Below are 12,578 nucleotides of genomic sequence, written 5' to 3'. Positions count from 1 at the left end.
CTTATCTAAGTGAAGCTTTTACATATTCTGTTAATTGCACTTGATTCTGTAATTCGATGAATTTCTCAGGGAAAGTCTGGCGAACTTTTTGATAGCGATTTTTAGTCCTTTTTGTCCGGCCATCCCAAAGGATCCAGCGGATAAATTCCCAGTCAAACTTCTCAGAACAGCCTGGTGCCATGCTTTCTCTAGTTTGATTGCGATATTTTAGATAGCGTTTGAAAGCCCGATAGAGGCAGCTCCAGCGAGAAAAGTTCAGAAAGATGATTTGGTCAGCCTCTTTCATCCGCTTTTCATAAAAACACCAAGAGTAGTTGCCATCAATGACCCAGGATTGATTTTGCTGGAGGAAATCTGCTAAATCAGCTCGAACTTTGTCCTGACTGCGAGCCTGCCAATTTACTTTAAACTGGATCGTGTCCAGATGAAGGACGGGAAGTTGGTAGTATGATCCTAAATGCTGGGCCAAGGTTGATTTTCCTGAACCCGAGTAGCCAATGATAGCAATTTTCATTAGAAGTCTCCTTTGTTTAATGTGCAACAAAAAAAGCTCCTTAGAGCTCCCTTTGCATGCGTGGCGCATTATTTAGCAAGTTTAGCTGAAAGACGTGCTTTGTCGCGGCTTGCTTTGTTTTTGTGGATCAAACCTTTAGTTTCTGCTTTATCGATAGCTGAGCTAGCAGCACGGAAAAGTTCTTCAGACGGGTTTGCTTCAAATGCTTTAATTGCAGTACGCATAGCTGATTTTTGAGCTGAGTTTTTTTCGTTTTGTTTCACGTTCAATTCAGCGCGTTTGATAGCTGACTTAATGTTTGCCAAGTTATTCACCTCCATTGAAAATACTAACTATCTAATTATATATGAAAAGTTTTGATTTGACAAGCCTAAATTATTTTTTTAGATAGATTTCATCAATTTCATGGTTTTCTGCTTTGTGTAAAATAATCTCAGCTCGGTTACGAGTGGGCTCGATGTAGTCCAGCAGATTGACGAGATTAATTGTTTTCCATATATTTTGCGCGAAAGCCATGACTTCGTCATCGGACTGGGTTGTGAAGCGATAATAGTAGTTGGTTTGGTCGTTTTCAGCTAGAGCCAGCATTTTTTTAAAGCGATCCAAATACCAAGATTCGATATTGTCAACTTCGGCATCTACATAGATAGAAAAGTCAAAAAAGTCGGTCATATACAGCCGTTCATTCTGTGGATTTTGGAAAACATTGATTCCTTCCACAATGACAAAGTCAGCAGCCTTGATTTCTTGCTTTTCATTTGGGACAATATCATAAATTTCATGCGAATAAACAGGGATTTGATAATCCTGACCATTTTTGATGGTGTCTAGGAAGTCAAGGAGCAGCTCCATATTGTAACTTTCTGGAAAGCCCTTGCGATTTAAAATTCCTGCTTCAATCAGGGTTTGATTGGGGTAGAGAAATCCATCTGTTGTAACCAGTTCGACCGATGCATTTGAAAATGTCCGCGATAGGAGGATTTGTAGCAGCCGGCTGGTGGTTGACTTTCCAACGGCAACGCTGCCAGATACTCCGATGATAAAGGGCTGTTTTTTGCTTTCTTTTTGTAGAAAAATTCCTTTTGAAAAGGCAAGGTCTTCCTTGGCACGCTTGTAAATCTGAATTAAATTTGTCAGTGGCAGATAAATATCAGTCACGTCCTGAAGGCTGATTTTATCATTGAAACTTTTAATAGAATCGAGCTCTGCTTCAGTGAGCGGTGGATTTGTTTTGCGATGCAGATTCTGCCATGTGTGGCGGCTGATTTTTTCAAAATGAATAAATTCGTTAGTCATAAGTTACTCCTATATGATGGATTTTAGTATAACATACTTTTGGAGAAATGAAAACGATTTACAAATCTAGAAAATTTATGATAAAATGGTTTTATGACTAAAATGTATTTTGCAGAAAATCCGGATGCCAAACATGACATTCATGAATTAAAAGTGGAACTATTAGGACAACAGATGACCTTTTTAACGGATGCTGGTGTCTTTAGCAAAAAAATGATCGATTACGGCAGTCGAGTTCTTTTATCTACTCTGGATTTTGGAAAAGGAGAAACCTTACTGGATGTCGGCTGTGGGTACGGAACTCTGGGCTTGACCCTGGCTAAAGCGCAGACTCTAAAGGTCACTCTAGTGGATATCAATCAGCGGGCTTTAGACTTGACGCGGAAAAATGCGGTAGCGAATCAGGTGTCTGCCGAGATTTTCCAATCTAATGTCTATGAAAATGTGACAGGAAAATTTCAGCATATTATCAGTAATCCGCCGATTAGGGCTGGTAAGAAGGTGGTACACGAGGTTATTTCAGGCAGCTACAATCATTTGCTGGATGACGGAGATTTGACGATTGTCATTCAGAAAAAGCAAGGAGCTCCTAGCGCCAAAGCCAAGATGGAAGAGGTTTTTGGGAATTGTGAAATTTTAAAAAAAGACAAGGGATATTATATCCTTAGAAGTAAGAAGTGATGATGAGAGCAGTTGATATTATTCAAAAGAAACGTGATGGACTGGAGTTGTCCAGCCAAGAGATTGAGTGGTTGATTGAGGGGTATGTGGCTGGAACAGTGCCAGATTACCAGATGTCAGCCTTTGCTATGGCTGTTTATTTTAAGGGAATGACCACTAGGGAAATTTCTGATTTGACCATGGCGATGGTGGGAACAGGCCAGCAGTTTGACCTGTCAGCAATTTCAGGGATTAAGGTAGATAAGCATTCGACTGGCGGAGTGGGGGATAAGGTAACTTTGATTTTGGCTCCTTTAGTAGCTAGTTTTGGAGTGCCAGTTGCCAAGATGAGCGGTCGTGGACTGGGTCATACTGGCGGTACGATAGACAAGCTAGAGTCTGTCAAAGGCTACCAAGTGGAGCGCAGTCAGGAAGATTTCATCAAGCAGGTTCAAGATATCGGCCTGTCTGTGATTGGCCAGTCAGATAAGCTGGTCAAGGCAGACAAGCTCCTCTATGCCCTACGCGATGTGACAGCTACGGTCGATACGATTCCTTTGATTGCCAGTTCAGTTATGAGCAAGAAAATCGCTGCTGGTGCGGACAGTATCTTGCTGGATGTGACCGTCGGTGAGGGTGCCTTTATGAAAAATCTAGAGGATGCCCGTGTCCTAGCCCGTACTATGGTAGATTTAGGTAAGGCTGTCGGACGCAGAACGGTTGCAGTTATTACGGATATGAGTCAGCCTTTAGGTACTAGCATTGGCAATCGTTTGGAAATCTTGGAAGCACTGGAAATCCTTCAAGGACAAGGACGCGAAGATATTACGGAATTTATCTGTGAGCTCGCTCGGATCATGCTTAATTTGGCTAATGTTGAGAAATCTGTTTCTGAAATCAGAGAACATTTGACAAACGGAGCAGCTTTAAAAAAATTTGAAGAGATGATTGCAGCTCAAGGTGGAGATCTAGAGGACTTGTATCGACCATCCCAAGCGGCTTATGTGGCTGCAGTGAGAGCAGAGCGATCTGGTTATATCACAGAGCTTCCAGCCATGGAATTTGGCTTGTTTGCGATGAGATTAGGAGCAGGTCGAGCCGTCAAATCTGATAAACTAGATTATGAAACTGGAATCGTGTTTGAAAAGAAGGTTGGCGAAACAGTCGAAATTGGGGAAATTGTCGCAAAAATTTACGCAAATGAAAAAATTTCTCAAGAACTAGTTACAGAATTCCAAAAAAATGTTAGAATAGGTAGTGAAAGCGTTGCAGTAAGCGAGATTGTCGAAGTGATCGCTTAATTCTAGGAGAATCCAACATGAAACTAAACAAATACATTGACCATACGCTTTTGAAACCTGATGCAAGTCAGGAGCAGATAATGAATTTGATCGAAGAGGCTACAGAGCACGACTTTGCTAGTGTCTGTGTCAATCCGACTTGGGTGGCATTTGCTGCTCAGGCACTGAAGGGGACAGATGTCAAGGTTTGTACTGTTATCGGCTTTCCTTTGGGAGCCAATACTCCTGAAGTGAAGGCTTTTGAAGCCGAAGATGCGATTCAAAATGGGGCTGACGAGATTGATATGGTTATTAATATCGGTGCCTTAAAGTCTCAGGATTATGAATTGGTCGAAAAGGATATCCGAGCTGTTGTTGAGGCTGCAAAAGGAACTTTGGTCAAGGTCATTATTGAGACCTGCCTGTTGACAGATGATGAGAAAGTGAAAGCTTGCCAAATTGCTCAGAAAGCTGGTGCGGATTTTGTCAAGACATCCACTGGTTTCTCAACTGGTGGTGCAACCGTTGTAGATGTAGCTTTGATGCGTAAGACAGTTGGGCCAAATATGGGAGTCAAGGCTTCTGGCGGTGCCCGTTCTTACGAAGATGCACTTGCATTTATCAAAGCTGGTGCGACTCGCATTGGAGCATCCTCTGGTGTAGCGATTATGGAGGGAGACGTGGCTAATGGCGACTACTAATTTGATTGATTTAGTTGTAGAAACCACGAAGAATGCCTATGTTCCATACTCTCATTTCCCTGTCGGAGCTGTTTTATTAGCTAAAAATGGACAAGTTTTCACAGGTGTCAATATCGAAAATGCTAGTTTCGGCTTGACCAATTGTGCAGAGCGAACAGCCATTTTTAAAGCTGTTTCTGAAGGCTTTTTAGACTTTGAGGAATTAATTGTTTACGGAGAAACGGAAAAACCGATCTCCCCGTGTGGTGCCTGCCGCCAAGTAATGGCAGAGTTTTTTAATCAGGATTTACCAGTGACCTTGGTCGCTAAAGATAAATCGACGGTCGTGATGACGGTCAAGGAGTTACTTCCATACTCTTTTACAGACTTAACTTGAGTCTGTTGCTGGTCAACTGACCAAAATTAAACTTGCAACTAAGTTGCACATCTTATATAGGAGGTTCAGAAATGAACAAGAAACAATGGCTAGGTCTTGGTCTAGTGTCTGTCGCAGCAATCGGACTTGCTGCATGTGGGAATCGTGCGTCTAAATCAGATAGCTCTAACGCTAAAACTGATTTAAAAGCTGCTATCGTAACCGATACAGGTGGTGTTGATGATAAGTCATTTAACCAATCTGCATGGGAAGGTTTGCAAGCTTGGGGTAAAGAAAATGGCCTTTCAAAAGATAACGGCTATACTTACTTCCAGTCGACTGACGAGTCACAATACGCGAACAACCTAAACCAAGCTGCTACGGATGGTTACAACCTAGTATTTGGTATCGGTTTTGCCCTTCGTGATGCCGTTGAATCTGCTGCAAAAGATAATTCAAGTATTAACTACGTTATTATTGACGATGTGATTGAAGGTCAAAAGAATGTTGCTTCAGCAGTCTTTGCAGATAATGAAGCAGCTTACCTTGCTGGTGTTGCAGCTGCAAAAACTACTAAGACAAAACAAGTTGGTTTCATAGGCGGTATAGAAGGTGCAGTTATCACACGTTTTGAAAAAGGTTTCGAAGCTGGTGTGAAATCAGTTGATCCATCTATCAAGATTAAAGTGGACTATGCTGGCTCATTCGGCGATGCAGCTAAAGGTAAAACAATTGCTGCTGCTCACTATGCTGGCGGTGCGGATGTTGTTTACCAAGTAGCTGGTGGTACTGGTGCTGGAGTATTTAACGAAGCTAAGTCAATCAACGAAACAAGAAATGAAAATGAAAAAGTTTGGGTACTTGGTGTTGACCGTGACCAAACTGAAGAAGGTAAATACAAATCTAAAGATGGTAAAGAATCTAACTTTGTCTTGGCATCAAGCTTGAAACAAGTTGGTAAGACTGTCCAAGACATCGCTAATCAAACTGCTAAAGGTAAATTCCCAGGTGGTAAAACTACAACCTTTGGTTTGAAAGACGGTGGTGTTGATTTGACAACAACCAACCTTTCTGAAGATACTAAAAAAGCTGTTGAAGAAGCAAAAGCTAAAATCCTTGACGGTAGCATCACAGTTCCTGATAAATAATTGAATGTTGAGCGATCCGACCTACTAGGGTCGCTCATTTTTAAATTCTGACGCCTTTGCATCGATTAAGCCTACTAGGATAGGAGTCCGAGGAGGTTATATCGACATAAAATGAAATTCTGGAAAGGAAAGAGCCATGACACATGAAAATATCATTGAAATGCGAGAAATTACCAAGGTTTTTGGTGAATTTGTAGCCAATGATAAAATCAATTTGGAACTCCGAAAGGGTGAAATTCACGCTCTTTTAGGAGAAAATGGTGCCGGGAAGTCAACCTTGATGAATATGTTGGCCGGCCTACTTGAGCCGACTAGTGGTGAGATTGTAGTAAACGGAAAGCCAGTTAAGCTGGACTCTCCATCAAAGGCGGCCTCACTTGGTATCGGGATGGTGCATCAGCACTTTATGCTTGTGGAAGCCTTCACTGTTGCTGAAAATATTATTCTTGGAAGTGAGATTACAAAAAATGGTATCTTAGACTTGAAACGCGCTACGCAAGAAATTAAGCGTTTGTCTAAGAAATATGGTTTGTCGGTCGATCCATCTGCCAAGATTGAGGATATTTCTGTTGGAGCCCAACAACGTGTTGAAATTTTGAAGACCCTTTACCGTGGTGCAGATATCCTAATCTTTGACGAACCAACAGCTGTTTTGACACCATCTGAGATTGATGAATTGATGAAAATCATGAAAAACTTGGTCAAGGAAGGTAAGTCTATCATTCTTATTACCCATAAGTTAGATGAAATTCGTGCAGTTTCTGACCGAGTAACCGTTATTCGTCGAGGAAAATCGATCGAAACAGTTGAAATTGCAGGTGCAACCAACCAAGACTTGGCGGAAATGATGGTTGGACGTGCTGTTTCCTTCAAGACTGAGAAGAAACCTTCTAATCCGCAAGAAACAGTTCTTTCAATCAAGAATCTTGTCGTTGAAGAGAATCGCGGCGTTCCAGCTGTTAAAGGACTTTCACTGGATGTTCGTGCTGGTGAAATCGTTGGGATTGCAGGAATTGATGGAAATGGTCAGACTGAGTTGATTCAAGCTATTACAGGACTTAGAAAAGCAAGCTCGGGTGAAATTTTGATCAAGAACCAGTCTGTTATTGGTAAGAAGCCACGTCAGATTACAGAGATGAAGGTCAGCCACGTCCCTGAAGACCGTCATCGCGATGGTTTGGTGCTGCAGATGTCCATTTCTGAAAATATTGCTTTGCAGACTTACTACAAGGAACCACTTAGCAAAAACGGCATCTTGAATTACAATAATATTTATTCTTACGCGTGCAATCTGATGAAAGAGTTTGACGTGCGGGCAGCTAGCGAGTATGTACCTGCTTCAGCCCTCTCAGGAGGAAACCAGCAGAAGGCTATCATTGCTCGGGAAGTGGATCGTGATCCAGATTTGTTGATTGTCAGTCAGCCTACTCGTGGACTTGATGTCGGAGCAATTGAGTACATCCATAAACGCTTGATTGAGGAGCGTACTCAAGGTAAGGCAGTACTTGTTGTCAGCTTTGAGCTAGATGAAATACTCAATCTTTCTGACAGAATCGCCGTTATCCATGATGGCAAGATTCAAGGAATTGTGACTCCAGAGAAAACCAATAAGCAAGAACTTGGTATTCTCATGGCTGGTGGTAAGATTTAGAAGGGAGATTCAAATGTCTAAGAAAACACAACAGATTGCAGTTCCCTTAATCTCAGTTCTTTTAGGGATTTTATTGGGAGCGATTGTCATGGCTATCTTTGGCTATGATGCCATCTGGGGATATGAATCCCTCTTTAAAACAGCTTTCGGTTCTTTGAGAAGTTTGGGTGAAATTTCTCGGGCGATGGGACCTCTAGTTCTCATTGGTCTGGGTTTTGCCGTTGCTAGTCGGGCTGGATTTTTCAATGTCGGACTTCCAGGTCAGGCCTTGGCTGGTTGGATTCTGGCTGGTTGGTTTGCCCTTTCCTTCCCTGACCTACCTCGCCCTCTGATGTTGTTAGCAACTGTAGTCATTGCTGCAGTAGCTGGTGGGATTATTGGTGCTATTCCAGGAGTTCTGCGTGCCTATTTAGGAACGAGTGAAGTCATCGTTACGATTATGATGAACTATATCGTCCTCTTCGTTGGAAATGCCTTTATCCGCAGCTTTCCAAAATCTGTGATGCAGAGTGTTGACTCTAGTAAACGTGTCGGTGCTAATGCGATTTATCAAACAGAATGGCTGAGAAGTCTGACAGCCAACTCTCGGATGAATATCGGTATCTTCTTTGCCTTGATTGCAGTCGTGCTAATCTGGTATATGCTGAAGAAAACAACGCTTGGTTTTGAGATCCGTGCTGTTGGTCTTAACCCAAATGCAGCTGAGTATGCAGGGATGTCTTCTAAACGGACCATCATCTTGTCCATGATTATTTCTGGCGCCCTTGCAGGACTTGGAGGAGTCGTAGAAGGATTGGGTACTTATCAGAACGTCTTTGTACAAGGTGGCTCTCTAAGTGTCGGATTCAATGGTATGGCGGTTAGCCTTTTAGCAGCCAATTCTCCAGTTGGTATCCTTTTTGCGGCTTTCCTCTTTGCAGTTTTAAGTGTCGGTGCGCCAGGTATGAACGTGGCTCAGATTCCGACAGAATTGGTGAATATTGTAACAGCTTCTATCATCTTCTTTGTCAGCGCCCATTATTTGATTGAGCGTATGACTGGTATGACGATCTTTGATTTCCTTAAAAATCGTCGGCAGGAAGCTAAAAAAGTGAAGGAGGGAAACTAGGATGAATATTGTAACGGTATTAGGTTTATTAGTATCATCTATGCTGATTTATGCGGCTCCCTTGATTTTCACAAGTATTGGCGGAGCTTATTCAGAGCATGCTGGGGTCGTCAACGTCGGCTTGGAGGGAATCATGGTGATGGGAGCCTTTACAGGAGTTCTCTTTAACCTGACCTTCGAAAGTAGCTTGGGTAGCTTGACTCCGTGGCTTTCCTTGTTTGCTGCTGGGTTGGTTGGAGTACTCTTCTCTCTTATCCATGCTGTAGCAACCATTAACTTCCGCGCAGACCACGTTGTTAGTGGCACTGTGTTAAACTTGCTGGCACCAGCTTTGGCAGTTTTCCTTGTTAAAGCTATTTATAACAAGGGGCAGACTGACAATATTCAGCGTTCATTCGGGAAGTTTAATTTCCCTGTCCTATCTGATATTCCAGTTTTGGGAGACATTTTCTTTAAACACACAAGTTTGATGGGATATTTGGCCGTTGCCTTCTCTTTCTTAGCTTGGTTTATTATGTTTAAGACAAAATTCGGACTTCGTCTTCGCTCAGTCGGAGAGCACCCGCAGGCAGCGGATACCTTGGGTATCAATGTGTATCTGATGCGTTATTGCGGTGTCATGATTTCTGGTCTGCTCGGTGGTATTGGTGGAGCTATTTACGCTCAGTCAATCTCTGTTAACTTTGCTGTCACTACTATCGTAGGACCAGGCTTTATCGCCTTGGCAGCCATGATTTTTGGTAAGTGGAGTCCTATCGGTGCGATGTTGGCTAGTCTCTTCTTTGGAGCTTCCCAAAGTTTGGCGGTTATCGGAAACCAGTTGCCTCTCCTTTCAAAGGTACCGACAGTTTATCTGCAGATTGCGCCTTACGTATTGACGATTGTAGTCCTTGCGGCATTCTTCGGTAAAGCTGTTGCTCCGAAAGCGGATGGTATCAACTATATCAAGTCTAAGTAATCATCAAAAGAGAAATCCATCGCTTGCATGAGGCATGACGAAAAGATTGTCACGTTTCAATGCGAATGATGATGAAATGAACTCATTAATTGCCCTAAAAAATGTTTTTAAGGCAGTTACCTATTAAAAATCCATTATTCTTAACATGAGAATAATGGATTTTTTTATCCATTCGTTAAAGTGGATTTCCAGAACAAATGCACGAGGGTTTCTTCTGGATAAATTTGTGAATCACTATTTGTTACATCAAACAGTTTTATATGTTTCATAAATCATGATCAAATGATATTTTTTGCTACATACTAATCTTTTTCTAAAGATCTAACTTTTTCAAGTCAGCTAAGCTAAACTGATTCAACGTATTCAAATATCAGACAGAAGTCTTCTATGCTCTTCCAGTGTTCAGCTCCTAGTTTAGAGACGGAGAAAATCAAAGAAAAATCTCTGCTAACTTGTGTTTTATTTTTTAACTATCCCTTAGACTTTTATCAGTCTGCAAAAATTAATGGTATTAACCATGAATTAAGAGACATCATTTTCAAAGCTGAGACTGTTATCTGAAAATTATCTTTTCATCGTGTGGATGTATCAAGAATTTGTTTATTTGAATGAACTTGTGATATAATTAAAAGATATGTAAAGAAGGTTTTAACAATGAATATTCAACAATTGCGTTATGTGGTGGCCATTGCCAACAGTGGGACCTTTCGCGAAGCAGCAGAAAAGATGTATGTCAGTCAACCCAGCCTATCTATCGCGGTGCGAGATTTGGAAAAGGAGCTGGGATTTAAGATTTTCCACCGAACGAGCAGCGGGACCTTTCTGACTCGGCGTGGCATGGAATTTTACGAGAGAGCTCAGGAATTGGTCAAAGGCTTCGATGTTTTCCAAAATCAATATGCCAATCCCGAAGAGGAAAAGGATGAATTTTCCATTGCCAGTCAACACTATGACTTTTTGCCACCTTTGATTACGGAGTTTTCTCAGAGTTATCCTGACTACAAGAATTTCCGGATTTTCGAGTCTACGACTGTGCAGATCTTGGACGAGGTAGCCCAAGGCCACAGCGAGATTGGGATTATTTATCTCAACAATCAGAATAGCAAGGGCATCATGCAGCGGATAGAAAAGCTAGGCTTGGAGGTCATTGAGCTGATTCCTTTCCAGACCCACATTTACTTGCGGGAAGATCATCCTTTGACTCAAAAGGAGGAGCTGGTCATGGAAGACTTGGCAGATTTGCCGACGGTTCGCTTCACACAGGAAAAGGATGAATATCTCTACTATTCGGAGAACTTTGTTGATACCAGCGACAGTTCACAGATGTTTAATGTGACGGATCGGGCTACGCTGAATGGGATTTTGGAGAGAACAGATGCTTATGCAACGGGTTCCGGTTTCTTGGACAGCGATAGTGTAAATGGGATTACTGTCATTAAACTGAAAGATGATCTAGACAATCGTATGGTCTATGTCAAGCGAGAAGAAGTGGAGCTAAGCCCAGTCGGGGAAGCCTTTGTAGTTGTTATGAAAGAATATTTTGCACAGAAAAGAGAAGTATGAAACGAAAGATTGCCATTCCTTTTTTAGTTATTCTCTTGATTGTCCTTGATCAGGCAGTCAAGTATTATATTGTCTCCAATTTTTCCTTAGGACAGGTCAGGAAGTTTATCCCTAAGTTTGTCAGCTTGACCTACTTGCGAAATACTGGTGCAGCCTTTTCTATAATGGAAAATCAGCAGTGGTTTTTTGCGTTGGTCACTTGTATCGTGATTGGAGCGGCTATTTGGTATTTGATTAAGAATATTCAAGCGTCCAAATGGATGCTGTCTGGGCTGATCCTGGTTATAGCTGGTGGATTGGGGAATTTTATTGACCGGATTCAACGAGGATTTGTAGTGGATATGTTCCAGTTGGATTTTGTCAATTTTGCTATTTTTAATGTAGCAGATATGTACTTGACTGTTGGAGTAGCGATTTTGTTATTGGTTATTTTGAAGGAAGAAAAAGATGGAATTTAAAATTGATGCAGTGGCCGCCGGTCTACGTTTGGATAAGGCAGTGGCGGATTTCACTGAGTTGTCACGTAGTTTGGCCAATGAGCAGATTAAAAACGGTCAGATTTTGGTCAATGGACAGGCTAAAAAAGCCAAGTATGCTGTCAAAGAAGGTGATGTCATCAGCTATGAAGTGCCAGAGCTAGAAGAGGTAGAGTATGTAGCAGAGGATCTTCCGCTAGAAATCGTCTATCAGGATGAGGATGTAGCCGTCGTCAACAAGCCACAAGGCATGGTGGTTCACCCGTCAGCTGGGCATACCAGCGGTACTCTGGTCAATGCTCTCATGTACCACATCAAAGACCTTTCTGGCATCAATGGTGTGTTGCGTCCGGGGATTGTCCATCGCATTGATAAGGATACTTCTGGACTTTTAATGATTGCCAAGAATGACCAAGCGCATCTAGCACTTGCAGACGAGCTCAAGGATAAGAAATCCCTGCGTAAATACTGGGCTATTGTTCATGGAAATCTGCCTAATGATCGCGGAATAATTGAGGCACCGATTGGCCGTAGTGAAAAAGACCGCAAGAAACAGGCAGTCACAGCCAAGGGTAAGCCTGCTCTGACGCGTTTTCAAGTCTTGGAGCGTTTTGGGGACTATACGCTGGTTGAGCTACAGTTGGAGACTGGTCGGACGCATCAAATCCGCGTCCACATGGCTTACATTGGTCATCCAGTAGCTGGAGATGAGGTTTATGGACCACGTAAGACCCTGAAAGGGCATGGTCAATTTCTGCACGCGCGAACTCTAGGTTTCACCCATCCTCGGACTGGCGAAGTGTTGGAATTTACAGCTGAAGCGCCAGCTCTTTTTCAAGAAACTTTAGAAAAGCTGAGGCAGCAATAG

At 42.3% G+C, this 12,578-nt stretch carries 14 protein-coding genes; 11 read left to right on the top strand and 3 right to left on the bottom strand.

Annotation, left to right across the window (positions count from 1 at the left end; genetic code table 11):
• Window position 1: 1 nt before the first annotated feature.
• The 3 genes from FZ952_RS00630 to coaA form a co-directional block, all read right to left on the bottom strand.
• A complete protein-coding gene (locus FZ952_RS00630; RefSeq protein WP_148880214.1) occupies window positions 2-514 on the bottom strand; it encodes a DNA topology modulation protein in 513 nt (170 codons plus the stop codon).
• A gap of 68 nt (window positions 515-582) precedes the next feature.
• Window positions 583-819 carry a 30S ribosomal protein S20 gene (gene rpsT, locus FZ952_RS00625; RefSeq protein WP_001274000.1) on the bottom strand — a complete coding sequence of 79 codons (237 nt, stop codon included), beginning with the start codon at window positions 817-819 and terminating at the stop codon, window positions 583-585.
• 70 nt (window positions 820-889) lie between these two features.
• Entirely contained in the window at window positions 890-1,810 is a 921-nt protein-coding gene (gene coaA / locus FZ952_RS00620) for a type I pantothenate kinase (protein ID WP_148880213.1), read from the bottom strand.
• 93 nt (window positions 1,811-1,903) lie between these two features.
• Here coaA and FZ952_RS00615 point away from each other — a divergent pair, with 93 nt between their 5' ends.
• The 11 genes from FZ952_RS00615 (at window position 1,904) to FZ952_RS00565 (ending at window position 12,578) form a co-directional block, all read left to right on the top strand.
• On the top strand, window positions 1,904-2,491 hold the full coding sequence (locus FZ952_RS00615) for a class I SAM-dependent methyltransferase (protein ID WP_148880212.1): 588 nt from the start codon (window positions 1,904-1,906) through the stop codon (window positions 2,489-2,491).
• Between the two features lie 2 nt (window positions 2,492-2,493).
• Entirely contained in the window at window positions 2,494-3,771 is a 1,278-nt protein-coding gene (locus FZ952_RS00610) for a pyrimidine-nucleoside phosphorylase (RefSeq protein ID WP_148880360.1), read from the top strand.
• A gap of 17 nt (window positions 3,772-3,788) precedes the next feature.
• Window positions 3,789-4,451 (top strand): deoxyribose-phosphate aldolase, encoded by a 663-nt coding sequence (deoC, locus tag FZ952_RS00605; RefSeq protein WP_148880211.1) that lies wholly within the window; start codon window positions 3,789-3,791, stop codon window positions 4,449-4,451.
• On the top strand, window positions 4,438-4,827 hold the full coding sequence (locus FZ952_RS00600; RefSeq protein ID WP_148880210.1) for a cytidine deaminase: 390 nt from the start codon (window positions 4,438-4,440) through the stop codon (window positions 4,825-4,827). Before deoC ends, FZ952_RS00600 begins: the two co-directional genes overlap by 14 nt.
• A 71-nt stretch (window positions 4,828-4,898) precedes the next feature.
• Window positions 4,899-5,954, top strand: a complete 1,056-nt coding sequence (locus FZ952_RS00595; RefSeq protein ID WP_125404495.1) for a BMP family protein — start codon at window positions 4,899-4,901, stop codon at window positions 5,952-5,954.
• 136 nt (window positions 5,955-6,090) lie between these two features.
• Window positions 6,091-7,605: an ABC transporter ATP-binding protein gene (locus FZ952_RS00590; RefSeq protein WP_148880209.1), complete on the top strand. Its 1,515-nt coding sequence runs from the start codon at window positions 6,091-6,093 to the stop codon at window positions 7,603-7,605.
• Window positions 7,606-7,618: 13 nt separating this feature from the next.
• Complete coding sequence (locus FZ952_RS00585; RefSeq protein ID WP_148880208.1) at window positions 7,619-8,713, top strand: ABC transporter permease; 1,095 nt, start codon at window positions 7,619-7,621, stop codon at window positions 8,711-8,713.
• 1 nt (window position 8,714) lies between these two features.
• Window positions 8,715-9,671, top strand: coding sequence for an ABC transporter permease (locus FZ952_RS00580; protein ID WP_148880207.1), 957 nt, complete (start codon window positions 8,715-8,717; stop codon window positions 9,669-9,671).
• Between the two features lie 654 nt (window positions 9,672-10,325).
• Entirely contained in the window at window positions 10,326-11,234 is a 909-nt protein-coding gene (locus FZ952_RS00575) for a LysR family transcriptional regulator (protein ID WP_148880206.1), read from the top strand.
• Window positions 11,231-11,692, top strand: a complete 462-nt coding sequence (lspA, locus tag FZ952_RS00570; RefSeq protein ID WP_148880205.1) for a signal peptidase II — start codon at window positions 11,231-11,233, stop codon at window positions 11,690-11,692. The genes FZ952_RS00575 and lspA overlap by 4 nt, the downstream gene beginning before the upstream one ends.
• On the top strand, window positions 11,682-12,578 hold the full coding sequence (locus FZ952_RS00565) for an RluA family pseudouridine synthase (protein WP_148880204.1): 897 nt from the start codon (window positions 11,682-11,684) through the stop codon (window positions 12,576-12,578). Before lspA ends, FZ952_RS00565 begins: the two co-directional genes overlap by 11 nt.

Source organism: Streptococcus sp. Marseille-P7376 (genome assembly GCF_902460385.1).
GTDB lineage: Bacteria > Bacillota > Bacilli > Lactobacillales > Streptococcaceae > Streptococcus > Streptococcus sinensis.
The sequence above is the reverse complement of the archived record's forward strand: the minus strand, read 5'-3'. Positions and strand labels throughout refer to the sequence as shown.